This is a genomic window from Knoellia locipacati, assembly GCF_044791685.1.
Classification (GTDB): domain Bacteria; phylum Actinomycetota; class Actinomycetes; order Actinomycetales; family Dermatophilaceae; genus Knoellia; species Knoellia locipacati_A.
In genome coordinates this window covers 3,357,558-3,373,637 of sequence record NZ_CP087730.1, presented here as the reverse complement: position 1 = coordinate 3,373,637, position 16,080 = coordinate 3,357,558, and the positions used below count along the sequence as shown (strand labels likewise).

Genomic DNA, 16,080 nt, shown 5'->3' with positions numbered 1-16,080 from the left:
GTCGTGGTGGTGCTCATCGGGCGCCTCCGGTGATCGTCACACTGTCGGCCTCGTCGAAGTCGGCGAGCCGGACCCGGACCTTCTCGGTCTGGGCGGTCGGGAGGTTCTTGCCGACGTGGTCGGCGCGGATCGGGAGCTCTCGGTGGCCGCGGTCGACGAGGACGGCCAGCCGGACAGCAGCCGGACGCCCGTGGTCCGCGAGCGCGTCGAGTGCCGCGCGCACCGTGCGACCGCTGTAGAGGACGTCGTCGACGAGGACGACCGTCTTGCCGTCGATCCCCGAGTCCGGGATCTGGGTCGGCATCGGTGCCCGGGTGGGCTGACGACGCAGGTCGTCGCGGTACATCGTGATGTCGAGGCTGCCGACGGGGATCTCGCTGCCCTCGAACTCGGCGATGATCGCCGCGAGCCGGCGGGCGAGCGGGACGCCCCGGGACGGGATGCCGAGGAGGACGAGGTCCTCGGAGCCCTTGTTGGCCTCGAGGATCTCGTGGGCGATACGACGCAGCGCCCGGGAGATGTCGGCCGCTCCGAGGACCGTCCTCCCGGCGTCGGTCGCGGGGTCGGTCTCGCTCGAGGAGCGGGTGGGCACAGGTGCGTCAGGACACATCAGTGTCGAGACCTCCTTCCCTGCCTCACGGGACAGGTCGTTAAAGGATGTCGGTCGGCCTCACTGTAGCGACTGGCGCCGCAGGTCCCCAACCCGGCCCCGCGGCGCGTCCACGAGCCGGAACATATAACCATTTGCTATGCCTGCCCCAATGTCGTGTGATGTACTGCTCTGCACCACCACTCTGCCGAAGGAGGCACCGTGCACCCGCAGCCGCTCACGACATCCGACTCCGCGGACACCTGTGCCGCCTCCCCCGAGCGCGTCCCGCTCTTCCCGCCGGCCGACGCCGACCTCGAGACCTACCGGGCCTGGCTGGCGCGGGCGGCCTGGCCCGAGGTCGTCTTCGGAGCCCGGCTCCCGGTCACGTCCGTCGCGCGGTGAGCTGCCAGAAGGCTCCGACCCCGCGATAGGGGTCGCGCCGGCACAGCTCGCGCTCGAGCGCGAGCAGCTCCTCGAAGTAGTCGGGGTCGTGCTTGGGGTCGTCGTCGGCGACGAGGTCGTTGGCCACCCGGCCGCCCCTCCACGACTCCTCGCGCAGGCCGACGTCCGCGAGTCCGACGGCGACCTCCGCGTGCGACAGCTTGCGTGACTCGTGCTCGAACGTGTGGCTGCGCTGGGTCGTCCTGTTGAGCTCGAGGCGTGCAGCGGCAGGCCCCTGTCGGGTCAGCGTCCGCAGCACGGCGCCCGCGTCGTTGGGGCAGACGATCGACACCAGGCCCCCGGGCCGGGTCACCTGCGCGAGCGCCGCGAGGTCGTCAGTGAGGGCGCCCGCCGGCCGGTACTGCAGGACGAAGTGGCAGATCACGACGTCGTATGCCGTCCCGCCCGCCTCGGCGAGCTCGTCCAGACCCGCGGTGGTCCAGTGGACGCGGTCGGCGACAACGAGGCGTTCGGCCTCGAGCCGACCGCGGTCGAGGAAGCCCTCGGCGGGGTCGGCGACGGTGAGCGAGTGTCCGCGGACGGCATACGGGAGGGTCTCGAAGCCGTCGGCGCCGCCGACGTCGAGGATCCGCAGCGGCTGGTCCCCCAGGGAGGCCACGGCCTCGTCGAGGGCGTCACGGACGAGGGCGAAGCGGATCCGGCCCCAGGGCGAGGACTTCCACGCCTCCCAGGCGTCGAGGTGCTCGTCGGCGCGGCTCATCGCACGCGGTCGAGCGTCACCACGCGGACCCCACCGGCGAGGTCGACCTGCTCGACGGGGGTGAACCGCGCGTGGCCGAACCCGCCTGCGAACAGCGCGATCCCCGAGCCGATGACCGACGGGTTGACCTTGAGGATCAGGCGGTCGACCTCGGGCAGCAGCGCGTGCGCGAGCGTGCCGCCGCCCACGAGCCAGATGTCCTTGCCGTCCTCGGCCTTGAGCTCGCGCACCCGGTCCACGGGGTCGCCGGTCACGATCTCGACCGGCAGGTCGTCGCGTCCCGCGAGCGTGCTCGAGACGACGAGGTGGCGCAGGTGCGGGTACGCGTCGTCGAACCCGGCGGCCAGCCCGACCTCGTAGGACGCCCGGCCCTCGATGACGGTGTCGAAGTGGGCACCCTCGCCGTCGATGCCCATGGCGTCGCGGGCGGGGCCCGGCAGGGTCTCGGGGTACTCGGCGGCGATGAACTCGACGAGGTCCGGTGTCACCGGGAAGAACTCGGAGGCACTGGGGTCACCGCCGTCCGGGCCGGCGATGAAGCCGTCGAGGGTGGTCGCGACGTAGTAGACGAGCCTGCGCATGCCACCGATCCTGTCAGCTGTGCCTGCGCACCGTCGGGTCCGGGCTGTCGGGACCATCCTGCGTCGTCGGGGCACAAGGTGCACCTGACAACGCGAGCCGCCCCCGACAGCCGAGACGCACGTCAGGCCCCGGCGAGGCCGTCCCTCACCATGGCCACCCTGCGCCCGAAGCGCATGAGGCCGATCCGCTCCTCGGCCTCGCGCAGCGGCCACATCCACTCGGGCTCGGCGACGAGCTCGACGAAGCCGTGGCGGACGTAGAACGGCGCGTTCCACGGGACGTCGGCATAGGTGCGCAGGGTGACCCGGCGGCCGCCGCGCGAGGCGACCTCACGGCATACGGCATCGAGCAGGGCTGCTCCAAGCCCTCGGCGACCGTGCGCCGGGTCGACGACGAGCTGCTCGAGGTGCCAGTGGCCCGCGAGGTCGAGGACGTGGGCGAAGCCGACCACGGGCTCGCCCACGACGAGGAGGAAGCACGGCTCGGCGCTGCGCTCCTCCCCCGACGGCGGAGGCGGCCAGTCGACGTCTGCGAAGACCGTGTCGAACAACCTGTCCCCCGACGACTCGACGGCCGCCAACCCGGGCAGGTCGGCGACCGTCGCGAGTCGGACGTGGGTCATCAGGCCAGGGTGGGCTTGACCTCGGCCAAGCGGGCCAGCAGGCCGTTGACGAACTTCGGGCTGTCGTCGGTCGACAGGTCGGTCGCGAGCGAGACGGCCTCGCTGATCGCGACACCCTCGGGCACCTCGCCGAAGAGCACCTCGTAGGCCCCGACGCGCAGGATCGCGCGGTCGACGGCGGGCATGCGCTCGAGCGCCCAGCCCTGCGAGTAGGTCGTGAGCAGGTCGTTGATCTGGGTCCAGTGGTCGACGACGCCGGTGACGAGGTCGGCCGTGAACTCGTTGAGCGGAGCCTCCGTCACCGGTGTCGCCAGCCGCTCCTTGAGGAGCTCACTGGCGTTGAGCTGGCGCTGCTCGGCCTCGAAGAGGAGGTCGATCGCGCGCCGGCGCGACTTGGTGCGTGCTGCCATGTGGGGAGCAGCCGCCGATCAGTTGACGCGGCCGAGGTATGACCCGTCGCGGGTGTCCACCTTGACCTTGTCGCCGGTGTTGAGGAAGAGCGGGACACCGATCTCGGCGCCGGTCTCGAGGGTCGCCGGCTTGGTGCCACCGGTGGAGCGGTCGCCCTGCAGGCCCGGCTCGGTGTACTGGATCTCGAGGACGACCGAGGCCGGCAGCTCGATGAAGAGCACGTTGCCCTCGTGGCGGGCGACGATCGCGTCCTGGTTCTCGAGCATGAACTTGGCGGCGTCACCGACGATCGCGGGGGTCACCGAGATCTGGTCGAAGGTGTCACCGTCCATGAAGACGTAGTCGGTGCCGTCGTTGTAGACGTACTGCATGTTGCGCTTGTCGACGTTGGCCGTCTCGACCTTGGTGCCGGCGTTGAACGTCTTGTCGACGACCTTGCCCGACAGGACGTGCTTGAGCTTGGTCCGCACGAAGGCCGGGCCCTTGCCGGGCTTGACGTGCTGGAACTCCACGACGGTCCAGAGCTGGCCCTCGAGGTTGAGGACGAGGCCGTTCTTGAGGTCGTTCGTCGATGCCACGTGTGATTCGCTTCCATGAGTGTCGGGAGATCGCCGGGAAGTCTATCCGGCGCGGGCCATCGCCCCGAATCCGCGCGACTCGGCCCGGGGGGACGGGCTCAGAGGAACTGGGCCGGGTCGAACTCCTCGATCGGGATGACCCTGATGCGCGGCAGAGCCGACGTGAACGCCTTGACGTCGTACTCGAGGTCGAAGCTCTCGAGCCCGTCGGCCTCGAGGGCGGTGAAGCCGCTGTTGCGAAACTCGCGGAACGCCATGAGGCCGACGCGGCGGTCGTCGTCCTCGAGCAGCGACTCGACCTCCTCGAGGAAGTCGCCGTCGTGGCTGACGAGCATGACGTCGGCGTCGCGCTCCTTGATGGCGCGAAGCGTGCGCTGGATCGCCACGTCGACGACCTTGACGTCGGCGTCGCCGGACAGCGGGACCGGCTGGAAACCAAGCGCGTTGAGCGCCTGGATGAACGACATCGGCATGCTCGTCGTCGCGTTGAGGAAGAACAGCCCCCGGACGTCCTGGTCCCACGCCTCCTTGGCGAAGGCGATGAGGCGGTCCCAGCGCGGCCGCTCGTCGGGCTGCGGCCGCCGGCCCAGGATCGAGGTGCCGAGCGTGGCGTCGATGTTCTCGCCGTCGACGAGGAGATAGGTGAGGACCTCGGAGTCGTCGCTCTCGGTCGTCTTCGCGGCTGCCATGGTCCGGAGTCTAGGTGCACACTCGGGCCACGGTTCCGGTCAGACGCCGATCGTCAGGTTGGCGACGAAGCCGCTGCTCGCGTCCCCCGTGACCGTGGCGAGCTGGTGGATCCCGCCGTCGTCGCCGAAGACGTTGTCCGAGGTGAGCGTCGTCCGTGACATGTTGCGGACGCTCTGCTCGTAGCCCGACGTCGCGTAGACCGTGTTGCACACCGCCTCCGGCAGGGCGAGCTGCGAGGTCTTGACGATCTGGCCGGTGCTCGTCGCCTCTGCCGTGGACCGGTAGACCTCGAAGTGGATGTGCGGCCACCGACCCATGTATGCCGCGGGGAAGATCGTCGTGAAGGTCGCCGTCCCGTTCGCATTGGTCGGCTGCACCCCCCGCAGGTAGTTCTCGTTCTCGACGCCCTGGGAGTACATCGAGTAGTTGCCCTCGCGGTCGCAGTGCCAGAGGTAGACCGCCACACCCTCCATAGCGGCATACCCGTTCGAGCTGTCGGTGACCGTGAGGTTCACCGTGAGCGCGACGCCCTCGGCCTTGGTCGTCGACGTGCCGAACGAGCTCGTGATGTCGGAGCGGATGATGCCTGCGTCGTCGAGGACGTTGACGCCGTTGCTGCCGTCACCCGGGTAGGGGCCACCGGTCTCGTCGGGCACCTCGGTCGTCGCGGCACCGGCGCTCGCGGACGCACCGGCCGAGGCACGTGCCGTTGCGGAGGACGACGCGCTCGAGGACGCGGTCGGGCTGGACGTCGCGCTGGTCGTGGCGTCGGCGCAGCCGGCGAGCGCGAGGAGGCCGGCGCCGCCGAACAGCCCCAGGGCACGTCGTCGGTCCAAGAGCGTGGCAACGTCGAACTCGAGGCCGCGGTCGTGGTCCGGGTGGGGCTGCTGGGGGGTGCGTCGTTCGCTCATGTCCCACACTGTGGCGCCCGCCTCCGGCACGAAGCCATGTCCTGGCTGTGCGACTCCTGTGAGCGCGTTCCAGTGCGCAGACCCCGTTGGGGGGCAGACTGCGAGCCATGAAGGCGAAGTCGCTCATCGGTGCCGCTGTCGTCGGGCTCGCGGGGGTCGCCGCGCGCGACCTCACCCAGAAGAAGCGTGCCCTGAGCAGGAACTTTCCCGTGATCGCTCACGCGAGGTATGCGCTCGAGAAGGTCGGCCCCGAGCTCAGGCAGTACATCGTCACGAGCAACGACCAGGAGCGACCCTTCTCGAGGGACCAGCGGACCTGGGTCTATGCCAGCAGCAAGAAGGAGAACAACTACGTCGGGTTCGGCACGGACAACGACATCGAGCACACCGAGGGCTACGTCATCGTCAAGCACCGGACCTTCGCGCCCTCGGCGCCGTCGACGGCGGTGGCTCACGGGCACCACGATGACGATGTGCCCCTGCCTGGCGCCAAGGTCCTCGGCGCCCCACGCGGTCGTACCCATGCCTTCCGGCCGGCATCGGTGGTCAACGTCTCGGCGATGAGCTTCGGCTCGCTCTCCGGCAACGCGATCGAAGCGATCAACCGCGGCGTCGCGCTCGCCGGGTCGCTGCACAACACCGGCGAGGGCGGTCTCTCCGACCACCACCGAAACGGCGGTGACCTCATCCTCCAGATCGGGACGGCCTACTTCGGGTGTCGGGACGAGCAGGGTCGGTTCGACCTCGCGCGGCTCAAGGACCTCGTCCAGTCGTCGCCGGTGCGCGCCATCGAGGTCAAGCTGAGCCAGGGCGCCAAGCCCGGTCTGGGAGGCCTCCTTCCAGCAGCCAAGATCACCGAGGAGATCAGCCGGATCCGCGGCATACCCATGAACGAGGACTGCGTCAGCCCCTCTCGCCACGCGGAGTTCGACGACGTCGACAGCATGCTTGACTGGGTGGAGCGGATCGCGCAGGAAACGGGACTCCCCGTCGGCATCAAGTCGGCAGTCGGCGAGATGGGCTTCTGGGAGGACCTCGCGCAGCAGATGTCCGGTCGCACCCGTGGCGTCGACTTCATCACCGTCGACGGTGGTGAGGGCGGCACCGGGGCCGCACCGCTCGTGTTCACGGACACGGTGGCACTCCCCTTCCGGGTCGGGTTCTCCCGGGTGTACTCAACGTTCGCGCGGGCCGGTCTCACGGATGACGTCGCATTCATCGGCAGCGGCAAGCTCGGCCTGCCGGACAACGCGCTCGTGGCGTTCGCCCTGGGTGCGGACATGGTCAACGTCGCCCGAGAGGCCATGCTCTCGATCGGCTGCATCCAGTCGCAGAAGTGCCACACCGACCACTGCCCCACCGGGGTGGCCACCCAGAACCCCTGGCTCGTCCGAGGGCTCGACCCCACCCTGAAGTCCGTGCGCCTCGCCAACTATCTCCAGACCCTGCGGCGCGATCTCCTCAAGGTGTCGGAGGCCTGCGGCGTCCCGCACCCCGGCCTCATCGACGCCGAGGCGGTCGAGATCCTCGACGGCAACCGGACGGGTACACCGCTGCGCGAGGTCTACGGCTACGAGAAGGGCTGGGGCGCCCTTGGCCCGGACCTCGCGCGCGACATCACGGCGATCATGTGGCCCGAGCGCGACCTCGACACCGAGGCGCCGGAGTCAGCGACCGCGACGACCTGAGCGGCCGGCCCGGGACTGTGCTGCGAGCGGGCCACTTGCCGTCCGCTCATCACCGGCCAGCCGTGCCCTCGAGGTATGACTTCAGCTGCGACCAGATCCGTCGCTCCTGGCGGTTGCCCATCACCGAGACCAGTGGACCCAAGAGGCGCAACGCGCCCTTGGGCCGCACGTTCCCGGACCATCGCATCCGGGTGCCTCCGTCGCCGGAACCCTCGAACCGCAGGGTGTAGTCGATGTCGAGCTGACTCATCGTCGTCGTGGAGGTGAGCAGCCGCGGGCTCTCGTACCCCGTGACCTCGATGCGCATCTCAGCGACGCGACGGCCCGATCTCACTGCCGACCTGAAGCAGGTACCGCGGCCGATCGGGCCGGGCGTCTCCTTGACGGAACTCACCATGTCCGGGTTGTACAACGGCTCGTGGGACTGGTCTGCCACGAAGTCGAAGACGTCCTCCACCGAGCGGTGGATCGTGATCTCGCCCTCGACCCTCGCCATCTCGACCTCACTTCGACGGAGTCCTTCGAGTCTCCTCCCGGGCCGAAGTACCGGTCAACGACGCTCCTGCGCCCAGCACCCGAGCGTGGTCTGCTCAGGCGGCCTTCTTCACGCGGGTGACTGCCGGCGGGTTCGGGCCCCACGAGTTCGCCTCACCCCAGGTCGGCACGACGTGGGCGGCTCCGGTCGGTGATCCCTGGACCCACCCGGACTCGTAGCCGATGGCGCTGCCGTCGACCCGGAGCCCGAACTCCTCCTCGGGGATCGGCCCGAGGGTGTAGCCGCCGAGGGCGTTCGTCGTCACCGAGCTGAACGCATCCTCGGTGTTGATCCGGACGGCCGTCACGACGACCCCTGACAGGCCCTTGCCCGTCGACGCGTCGACGACCCGGTGGGCCACGACGAGGATCGGGGGCTTCCTCCTCAGCCAGGCCCAGATGCCCGCGGCGAGACCGCTGATGATGACCGGCTTGATGATGGAGGGCGCCATGTGCCCAGCCAACCACTCATCAGGCGTGGCCGTGTCGGTTCACCTCACGGCACGCCGAGGCGTGGTCAGCCAGAAACGGCGGCGTATGCCGTGTGGAGCTGTTCCGGTGTCGGACCCTCGAGCCGCACGGGCCGTCCGATGTCCTCGAGCACGACGAACCTCAGCAGGTCACCACGGGTCTTCTTGTCGCGGCGCATCGCGGTCTCGAGCTCGGCCCACCGGCCCGCCTCGTAGGTGGTCGGCAGCCCCACCGACGTGAGCACCTCGCGGTGCCGCTCGACCACCGCGGGCGACAGCACCCCGGCGGCCCGAGCCAGCTCGGCCGCGAAGACCATGCCGATGGCGACGGCCTCCCCGTGCCGACGCCGGTACTGCTCCACCTGCTCGATCGCGTGGCCGAAGGTGTGCCCGTAGTTGAGGATCTCGCGCAGCGAGGACTCCTTGAGGTCCTGGCTCACGACGTCCGCCTTGACCCGGATGGCGCGTTCGATGAGCTCGAGGGTGTGCGGCCCGTCGGGCCGTGTCGCGGCATCGGGGTCGTCGGCGACGAGGTCGAGGATGACCGGGTCCACGATGAAACCCGCCTTGACGATCTCGGCGAGCCCGGCAACGTAGTCCGCGCGCGGCAACGTCGCCAGCACGTCGACGTCGCAGAGTACGGCGCGCGGCGGGTGGAACGAGCCGACGAGGTTCTTGCCCTCGGCCGTGTTGATGCCGGTCTTGCCACCCACCGCGGCGTCGACCATCCCGAGCAGCGTCGTCGGCACCTGGACGACCGGCACGCCTCGCAGCCAGGTTGCGGCGACGAAACCCGCGAGGTCGGTCACCGTGCCGCCCCCGACACCGACGACGATGTCGGTGCGGGTGAAGCCGTGCCGGCCGAGCAGGGCCCACAGGTCCGCGGCGACCACAGCGGTCTTGGCGTCCTCGGCGTCGGGCACGCCCACGGCATACGCCTCGATCCCGCTGTCGCGCAACGAGGCCGTGACCTGCTCGCCCAGGGTGCGCATCGAGTCGGGGTGCACGACGAGAGCCCGGCGCACTCCTTCACCGACGACGTCGCCGACGCGCGCGGAGCAGCCGCTCTCGATGACGACGTCGTAGTCGCCCCCGACGGAGACCACGCTCATCCGCGCGGGGCCACGGTCGCGACGATCTCGGCGACGACCTCGTCCACGGCGCGACCAGCGGTGTCGACGCGGTGGGTCGCGAGCCGCTCGTAGGTCGGGCGGCGCTCATTCATGAGCTTGGTCCACGCGGCGCGCGGGTTGATCGCGAGCAGCGGCCGGCTCGCGTCGAAGCCCACCCGCTTCGCGGCATCGGCGATGCCCACGTCGAGGAAGACGACGACGTGACCCTCGAGGACGGCCTGGGTCTCGTCGTCCATCGGCGCTCCGCCGCCCAGGGCGACGACGCCGGTCTCGGCCGAGACGGCACGCGCGACCTCGGCCCGCTCCAGCGCGCGGAAGGCGGGCTCGCCGTCGAGGACGAAGATGTCCGAGATCGAACAGCCCTGGTCGGCCTCGATCGCGGCGTCGGTGTCGTGGAACGGGACGCCGAGCTCGGTCGCGAGGGCCGTGCCGATCGTCGTCTTGCCCGACCCGGGCGGCCCGATGAGCACGAGGGCCGGACGCTGCCCGGTCACCACGAGCGCATCGTCTCGGGGATGGCGGCGAGGTATGCCGCGTGGTTGCGTCGCGTCTCGGCGACCGAGTCGCCCCCGAACTTCTCGAGGCAGGCCTCGGCGAGGACGAGGGCGACCATGGCCTCGGCCACGACCCCCGCAGCCGGGACGGCGGAGACGTCGGAGCGCTGGTGGATCGCCTTGGCCTCGCCCTCCCCCGTCGTGTCGATCGTGTCGAGGGCGCGCGGGACGGTGGAGATGGGCTTCATCGCGGCGCGCACCCGCAGCACGTCGCCATTGGACATGCCGCCCTCGGTGCCCCCGGCGCGGCCGGTGCGGCGGCGGATCGTGCCCGACCCGTCGCGCTCCATCTCGTCGTGCGCGGCCGAGCCGCGGCGGGCCGCGGTGCGGAAGCCGTCGCCGACCTCGACACCCTTGATCGCCTGGATGCCCATGAGCGCGCCCGCGAGACGGGCGTCGAGCCGACGGTCCCAGTGGACGTGGGAGCCCAGGCCCGGCGGCAGGCCGTAGGCGAGGACCTCGACGACGCCGCCGAGGGTGTCGCCGTCCTTCTTGGCGGCCTCGACCTCGGCCACCATCGCGGCCGAACCGGCGGGGTCGAGTGTCCGGACGGGGTCGGCGTCGATCTGCGCGACCTGGTCGGGCGTCGGCAGCGGCGCGTCGTCGGCGACGCCGGCCGGTCCCATCGAGACCGTGTGCGAGACGAGCCTGATGCCGTAGGCCTGGTCGAGAAAGCGTGCCGCGACCTCCCCGAGAGCCACACGGGCCGCGGTCTCGCGGGCCGACGCGCGCTCGAGGACGGGGCGGGCGTCGTCGAAGCCGTACTTCTGCATGCCGACGAGGTCGGCGTGGCCGGGCCGCGGTCGGGTCAGGGGCTTGTTGCGGGCGACCTCCTTCTCGGCGCCCACGTCGTTGGACGCCTCGTAGGCCTCCTCGGACACCGGGTCGGCCGACATGACGGTCTCCCACTTCGGCCACTCGGTGTTGCCGATCCGGATGGCGATCGGCGAGCCCATCGTCAGCCCGTGCCGGACCCCACCGAGGAACTCGACCTCGTCCTGCTCGAACTTCATCCGCGCACCACGGCCGTAGCCGAGGCGTCGGCGGGCCAGCGCGTCGGCGAGGTCCTTGCGGGTCACCTCGACGCCGGCCGGCAGGCCCTCGATCGTGGCCAGGAGTGCAGGGCCGTGCGACTCACCTGCGGTCAACCATCGGAGCATGGCCCGATCCTCCCACGGTGCCTCGAGGACCCGCCGGGCACGGTCAGCACCTGGGCGCGGTCCGGGGCGGACGGCATACCCGCCCTTGACAGGTAACCATATGGTTTCCTATGCTCGACTCGTGGACCTCATCTTCCGGGCGCTGGCCGACCCGACCCGCAGGTCGCTCCTCGATGCCCTCTTCGTCACGGACGGGCAGTCGCTCCACTCCCTCGCCGCCGAGTTCGACATGACCCGCATCGGCGTCGCCAAGCACCTGGGGCAGCTCGAGGAGGCCGGGCTCGTCGTCACCCGCCGGCAGGGCCGCGAGAAGCTGCACTTCCTCAACCCGGTGGGGATCCGGCAGGTCCACGACCGATGGGTCAGCAAGTACACCGAGCCCTGGGCCGCCGGCCTCGTGGGGCTGCGCGACGAGCTGGAGGCAGAGAGCATGAGCACGAGCAAGGTCTTCGAGATCTACATCCGCACCACGCCCGTGCGGCTGTGGCACGCCATCACCGACGCCGAGACCCGCCGCCGGTTCCACTTCGGCAACACGGTCGCCTCGGACTGGACGCCCGGCTCCCCCTACGAGGTCACGCACGCCGGTGTCGACGGGCCACTGGTCGACGGGGAGAACCTCACCGTCGAGCCACCCCGGCTGCTCGTCCAGAGCTTCCACGCCCACTGGGACGACGACGCCGAGGCGGCCGGAACGTCCCGGGTGACGTGGGAGATCGAGCAGGTCGGCGACTCCTGCCGGCTCACCGTCGTCCACGACCAGCTCCCCGACGGCGTGTCAGAAGCGATCCACGGCGGCTGGCCGATGGTCCTCTCGGGCCTCAAGACCTGGCTCGAGACCGGCACCGAGCTCACCACCCCCGGCTCCCAGATGTACGGCTGAACGACCGGACGCCCCACCCCCACGGAGAACGAAGGAGATCGACATGAGCACGCTCGACAAGACCTTCACCGGAACGCTCGTGACGAGCACGGCCGATGGCGGCTGGACCTACGTGGTCACGGACTGGACCGCCGAGTTCTTCGGCACCCGAGGGCTCGTCAAGGTGGCCGGGGCGGTGGACGACCACCCGTTCCGCGGGTCGTTCATGGCCCTGGGTGACGGCACGCACAAGCTGCCGCTGACCAGGGCGACCCGCGCGACCATCGGCAAGGGAACCGGCGACACCGTGACCATCCATCTCACCGAGCGACTCGACGACGACCGGGCACGGGTGCACGCCTGACCGACCGGAGCACCACTACTCTCGCGGCATGACGACGACACCACCCCCCGCCGCCGCCGCGTTCGCCCTGTCCGCACGAACCCTGTGCGGCGCCCTCATGGGCGCATTGGTCCTCATCGGCGTCGCGATGTCCTTCGTCCTGGGCACGGACTCCGCTCCTCCGACCTGGGTCCTCCTCGTGCAGGTCGGTGCCGGCATCGCGATCCACCTGCTCGTGGAGACGCTGGGCTACCGGCTCCCTCCTCTCGACCCGTCTCTGGGCGACGACGAGGCCGCGAACGCCGGGCGCCTGCGCTGGCAGAGCTCGATGATGCTGCGGTTCGCGCTCACCGAGGCCCTTGCCATCGGCTCGCTCGTGGCGGCCTTCGTCTTCGACGGCGGCGTGTGGACCTATGTCGGGGGCGCTCTCGTCTCGCTGGCCCTCATGGCCGTCCACGTCTGGCCCGGCGAGCGCTCGGTCACCAGGACCGCCGAGGCGCTCGAGGCGGGGGGACAGTCGTCGCACCTGCGCGAGACCTTCGGGCTGCCGGCGGCGGGCCCCATCCAGCAGCGCTGACCAACCGGCGGGAGTCGGGCGGTCAGCCGCCGAGGTAGACGTCCAGCAGCTGCTGGCCCCACGCGATCGCCACGATCGCGCCGGCGCACATCGCCGGCCCGAAGGCCATCGCCGTCGTGCGGCCGGCGCGTCCGCTCACGAGGAGGACGAGGGCCGTAACCCCGCCGACCACGAACGCGGCCATCGTCCCGAGGACGACGTGGCCGACCGAGAACCAGCCGAGGAGCAGCCCGATCGTCGGCGCGAGCTGGATGTCGCCGCCGCCGAACCCACCGCCGGGCAGGAACGCGAACACGACGTAGAGCAGGGTCAGGCCCACACAGCACAGGCCCGCCGTGAGCAGCCGGTCCCACTCCCCCGTCGCGATCGTCGGTGGCACGAGCAGCACCGCGAACGCCGGCAGCGCGGGCCGGGTCAGCCCCACCGGCAGTCGGTGGACGTCGATGTCGATCCACACGAGGCACACCGTGAGCCAGGCGAAGAGCAGGTATGCCGGCAGCGCGGCATAGCGTGCCGTGTCACCGACCGTGAGGGCGAGCAGGAGGACGACGACCCCGAGCAGCGGCGCGACCCACCACCTGGGCGGCGTCGGGTGCGTCGCCTCGTCCTCGACGATCCGGTAGCCACCGGTGGCGAGCTCACGGGCCGTGAGGTGTCCGACGACCAGCGCAGCGGCCACGAGCAGCACGAGGGCGACGCCCGAGAGGACGGTCGACGACATCAGCCCGCCACTGCTGCGCGGGCCGCGTCGAACATCACGTCGAGCGGGGGGCGGGCACCGGTGAAGAGCTCGACCTGGACCGCTGCCTGGTGCACGAGCATGTCGAGCCCCGACACCACCTCGGCACCGCGCGCCTGCGCGGCACGCGCCAGCGGGGTCGGCCAGTCCGCGTAGACGACGTCCATGAGGGTGGTCCCGGCGAGCTTGGAACCGGGGCCGGCGGCCGAGAGGGCGTCCGCAGCCGTGCCGCTCGCGGCCGGGGCCAGCGTCGAGACGACGAGCCGGCGGGGCTGGCGCGCCCACTCCTCGAGCGGGACGTGTGTCGCCGTCACACCCCGGTCGGCGAGGAGCGAGACGACGGCTGCGGCCGTGTCCGCGTTGCGCGCGGCCACCGTCACGTCCCGGACGCCCAGCTCGACCAGCGCGAGAGCCGCCGAGCGCGCCGTCGCCCCCGAGCCGAGGATCGACGCGGCGCCTTCGTGGTCCACGTGGGCCAGGGCGCCCACGATCCCGGCGACGTCGGTGTTCGCGCCGTCCCAGCCGCCGTCGTCGCGACGGACCAGCGTGTTGATCGCTCCTGCGGCGCGGGCGACCTCGGTGGCCGTCGCGACCACCTGGAAGGCGACCTCCTTGAGCGGCATGGTCAGGCTGAGCCCGCGCCACTCCTCGTCGAGGCCCTCGACGACGCCCGCCAGCTCGGTCTCGGTGACCTCACGCCTGTCGTAGGTCCACTGCGAGAGGCCGAGTGCGGCATACGCCGCGGTGTGGAGGGCAGGCGAGAGCGAGTGCGACACCGGCGACCCGAGGACTGCGGCTCTCAGCACTTGTCCTTGTTGGCCGAGCACCACTCGTTGAACTCGCGGACGTTGGCGTCGTGCTCCGCCTGGGTCACCGCGAACTTGGTCTCGCCCGTCGTGGGGTTGACCGCCACGAAGTAGAACCACGGTCCGTCCGCCGGGTTGGCCGCGGCCTCGATGGAGGCGGCGCCGGGGCTGTTGATCGGGCCCGGCGGGAGTCCCTTGACCTTGTAGGTGTTGTAGGGGCTGTCCGAGTTGCGAGCCTCGTTCGAGGTGCCGGCGCGACCGCGCCCCTGCTCGATGTAGTGGACCGTGGAGTCCATCTGGAGCAGGCCGACGGTCGGACCGTTGGGGTCCTCGAGGCGGTTCTGGATGACCCGGGCGACCTTGGCGCGGTCGGCGTCACCGTTGACCTCGCCCTCGATGATCGAGGCGATGGTGAGGATCCGGTTGTAGTCGTTGGGCTGGACGCCGGCCTTCTCGAGCTCGGCAACGGTCATGGCGACCATCTGCTTGAGCTGGGTGGCCGCGGGCACCTTCTCGTCGAACTCGTAGCTCGACGGGAAGAGGTAGCCGTCGAGCCGGCCGTTCGCGGACTCGGGCAGCCCGAGCGCCGCCGGGTTCTTGGCGGCAGCCTGGTACTGGGCGACCGGCACGCCGGTGGCCTTGCTCAGGCGGGCGAAGATCTCGTTGACCCACAAGCCCTCGGGGATCGTGGCGCGGGCCACCGTGCGGTTGCCCGGGTCGGTGAGCATGCCGAAGGCATCACTCGCCTTCATGCCCTTCTTGAGCGTGTAGGTGCCGGCCTGGATCCGCGCGCTCTGCTCGGGGTCCGCGGCGGACGCGTCGAGGTATGCCGTGCGCGTCTTGACCACGCCGGCCGCCTTGAGCGCGGTCGCGATCGACTCGCCGCTGTCGCCCTGCTTGACCGTGACCTGGACCTCGCCCTCACCGGGCCCGGGGAAGTCCTCGGCCTCGTTGCCGCCGCCCGTGATCGAGGAGAGGATGGGCTTGAGGAACGTGAACGCCGTGGCCGTGGCGGCGCCGACGAGGACCACCGCGAGGATGAGCACGAGGATCCGACGGCCCTTGCCCCGCTGGCGACGACGACGGTGGTGACGGCGGCGAGGCTCCTCCGGGGGCGGCTCACCGAAGATCGTTGTGTCGAGCTGGTTCTGGGTCACCGCTGTCCGTCCTTCGTCTTCGGCCTGCGCCGCTTGTCCTTCACCGGCTCACCCGGAGGGCGACCCGAACCGCGTTCCTCGTCCAGGCCTGACTGGAGGATGAGGACTGCAGCGGCCTGGTCGACGACGGCACGCTGCCGTCGTCCATCGACACCACTCTGGCGCAGGGCCCTGTGAGCGTCGACACTCGTGAGTCGCTCGTCGACCAGACGGACCCCGACGGGGGCGACCCGGCGAGCCAACTCCGCAGCATACTTGCGGACGGCCTCCGCAGCGGCTCCCTCGCCACCCGAAAGTGAGCGCGGGAGCCCGACGACGATTTCGACGGCGCCACGCTCGGAGGCCAGCTCCGCGATCACGGCGATGTCGTCCTCGGCCGCGCCGGCGCCCTCGGGCCACGTGCGCCGCAGCGTGGCATGGGGGCTGGCGAGCACGCCCGAGGGGTCGCTGACGGCCACACCGACACGAACCGTGCCGACGTCGACCCCCAAGCGGACCCCGGGGCGCAT

22 protein-coding genes are annotated in these 16,080 nt (G+C 70.8%); 5 read left to right on the top strand and 17 right to left on the bottom strand.

All coding sequences use genetic code 11. From position 1 onward, the window contains the following. Positions 1-13 precede the first annotated feature (13 nt). A complete protein-coding gene (pyrR, locus tag LL946_RS15850) occupies positions 14-610 on the bottom strand; it encodes a bifunctional pyr operon transcriptional regulator/uracil phosphoribosyltransferase PyrR (RefSeq protein WP_404382326.1) in 597 nt (198 codons plus the stop codon). A gap of 201 nt (positions 611-811) precedes the next feature. Here pyrR and LL946_RS15845 point away from each other — a divergent pair, with 201 nt between their 5' ends. After that, positions 812-994, top strand: a complete 183-nt coding sequence (locus tag LL946_RS15845) for a hypothetical protein (protein ID WP_404382324.1) — start codon at positions 812-814, stop codon at positions 992-994. On the opposite strand, the gene LL946_RS15840 is transcribed toward LL946_RS15845, so the two are convergent. From LL946_RS15840 to LL946_RS15810, 7 genes are all read right to left on the bottom strand, one after another. After that, a complete protein-coding gene (locus tag LL946_RS15840) occupies positions 975-1,754 on the bottom strand; it encodes a class I SAM-dependent methyltransferase (protein WP_404382322.1) in 780 nt (259 codons plus the stop codon). The two genes, LL946_RS15845 and LL946_RS15840, sit on opposite strands and share 20 nt — an antisense overlap. Next, the gene (locus LL946_RS15835) at positions 1,751-2,335 is read right to left on the bottom strand and encodes a dihydrofolate reductase family protein (protein WP_404382320.1); all 585 of its coding nucleotides are present in this window, start codon (positions 2,333-2,335) and stop codon (positions 1,751-1,753) included. The genes LL946_RS15840 and LL946_RS15835 overlap by 4 nt, the downstream gene beginning before the upstream one ends. A 122-nt stretch (positions 2,336-2,457) precedes the next feature. Continuing rightward, on the bottom strand, positions 2,458-2,958 hold the full coding sequence (locus LL946_RS15830) for a GNAT family N-acetyltransferase (protein WP_404382318.1): 501 nt from the start codon (positions 2,956-2,958) through the stop codon (positions 2,458-2,460). Then, positions 2,958-3,368, bottom strand: coding sequence for a transcription antitermination factor NusB (gene nusB, locus LL946_RS15825; protein ID WP_404382316.1), 411 nt, complete (start codon positions 3,366-3,368; stop codon positions 2,958-2,960). Before nusB ends, LL946_RS15830 begins: the two co-directional genes overlap by 1 nt. Positions 3,369-3,386: 18 nt before the next feature. Continuing rightward, on the bottom strand, positions 3,387-3,947 hold the full coding sequence (efp, locus tag LL946_RS15820) for an elongation factor P (RefSeq protein ID WP_404382314.1): 561 nt from the start codon (positions 3,945-3,947) through the stop codon (positions 3,387-3,389). 98 nt (positions 3,948-4,045) lie between these two features. Next, positions 4,046-4,636 (bottom strand): NYN domain-containing protein, encoded by a 591-nt coding sequence (locus LL946_RS15815; RefSeq protein ID WP_404382312.1) that lies wholly within the window; start codon positions 4,634-4,636, stop codon positions 4,046-4,048. Between the two features lie 39 nt (positions 4,637-4,675). Beyond that, the gene (locus tag LL946_RS15810; RefSeq protein ID WP_404382310.1) at positions 4,676-5,548 is read right to left on the bottom strand and encodes an intradiol ring-cleavage dioxygenase; all 873 of its coding nucleotides are present in this window, start codon (positions 5,546-5,548) and stop codon (positions 4,676-4,678) included. Positions 5,549-5,655: 107 nt separating this feature from the next. On the opposite strand from LL946_RS15810, the gene LL946_RS15805 reads away from it, so the two are divergent. After that, positions 5,656-7,236: a glutamate synthase-related protein gene (locus LL946_RS15805; RefSeq protein WP_404382308.1), complete on the top strand. Its 1,581-nt coding sequence runs from the start codon at positions 5,656-5,658 to the stop codon at positions 7,234-7,236. Between the two features lie 49 nt (positions 7,237-7,285). Here the strand turns inward: LL946_RS15805 and LL946_RS15800 are convergent, their stop codons facing one another. The 5 genes from LL946_RS15800 to aroC form a co-directional block, all read right to left on the bottom strand. After that, on the bottom strand, positions 7,286-7,732 hold the full coding sequence (locus LL946_RS15800; protein ID WP_404382306.1) for an SRPBCC family protein: 447 nt from the start codon (positions 7,730-7,732) through the stop codon (positions 7,286-7,288). Between the two features lie 94 nt (positions 7,733-7,826). After that, a complete protein-coding gene (locus LL946_RS15795; RefSeq protein ID WP_404382304.1) occupies positions 7,827-8,222 on the bottom strand; it encodes a carboxypeptidase-like regulatory domain-containing protein in 396 nt (131 codons plus the stop codon). A 65-nt stretch (positions 8,223-8,287) separates the two neighbouring features. Then, on the bottom strand, positions 8,288-9,352 hold the full coding sequence (aroB, locus tag LL946_RS15790) for a 3-dehydroquinate synthase (RefSeq protein WP_404382302.1): 1,065 nt from the start codon (positions 9,350-9,352) through the stop codon (positions 8,288-8,290). After that, a complete protein-coding gene (locus tag LL946_RS15785) occupies positions 9,349-9,870 on the bottom strand; it encodes a shikimate kinase (protein ID WP_404382300.1) in 522 nt (173 codons plus the stop codon). The genes aroB and LL946_RS15785 overlap by 4 nt, the downstream gene beginning before the upstream one ends. Beyond that, the gene (aroC, locus tag LL946_RS15780; protein ID WP_404382298.1) at positions 9,864-11,087 is read right to left on the bottom strand and encodes a chorismate synthase; all 1,224 of its coding nucleotides are present in this window, start codon (positions 11,085-11,087) and stop codon (positions 9,864-9,866) included. Before aroC ends, LL946_RS15785 begins: the two co-directional genes overlap by 7 nt. Positions 11,088-11,208: 121 nt before the next feature. On the opposite strand from aroC, the gene LL946_RS15775 reads away from it, so the two are divergent. From LL946_RS15775 to LL946_RS15765, 3 genes are read left to right on the top strand one after another with little or no spacing between them, the layout of a single operon-like run. Next, positions 11,209-11,970 (top strand): ArsR/SmtB family transcription factor, encoded by a 762-nt coding sequence (locus LL946_RS15775; RefSeq protein ID WP_404382296.1) that lies wholly within the window; start codon positions 11,209-11,211, stop codon positions 11,968-11,970. A 43-nt stretch (positions 11,971-12,013) separates the two neighbouring features. Next, entirely contained in the window at positions 12,014-12,313 is a 300-nt protein-coding gene (locus LL946_RS15770; protein ID WP_404382294.1) for a DUF1905 domain-containing protein, read from the top strand. Between the two features lie 28 nt (positions 12,314-12,341). Further along, on the top strand, positions 12,342-12,869 hold the full coding sequence (locus tag LL946_RS15765; RefSeq protein ID WP_404382292.1) for a hypothetical protein: 528 nt from the start codon (positions 12,342-12,344) through the stop codon (positions 12,867-12,869). A 22-nt stretch (positions 12,870-12,891) separates the two neighbouring features. On the opposite strand, the gene LL946_RS15760 is transcribed toward LL946_RS15765, so the two are convergent. From LL946_RS15760 to ruvX, 4 genes are read right to left on the bottom strand one after another with little or no spacing between them, the layout of a single operon-like run. Next, positions 12,892-13,590, bottom strand: coding sequence for a prepilin peptidase (locus tag LL946_RS15760; protein ID WP_404382290.1), 699 nt, complete (start codon positions 13,588-13,590; stop codon positions 12,892-12,894). Beyond that, complete coding sequence (locus tag LL946_RS15755) at positions 13,590-14,414, bottom strand: shikimate dehydrogenase (RefSeq protein ID WP_404382288.1); 825 nt, start codon at positions 14,412-14,414, stop codon at positions 13,590-13,592. Before LL946_RS15755 ends, LL946_RS15760 begins: the two co-directional genes overlap by 1 nt. Next, positions 14,408-15,571: an endolytic transglycosylase MltG gene (mltG, locus tag LL946_RS15750; RefSeq protein WP_404382286.1), complete on the bottom strand. Its 1,164-nt coding sequence runs from the start codon at positions 15,569-15,571 to the stop codon at positions 14,408-14,410. The genes LL946_RS15755 and mltG overlap by 7 nt, the downstream gene beginning before the upstream one ends. After that, a complete protein-coding gene (gene ruvX / locus LL946_RS15745; protein WP_404386929.1) occupies positions 15,568-16,080 on the bottom strand; it encodes a Holliday junction resolvase RuvX in 513 nt (170 codons plus the stop codon). Before ruvX ends, mltG begins: the two co-directional genes overlap by 4 nt.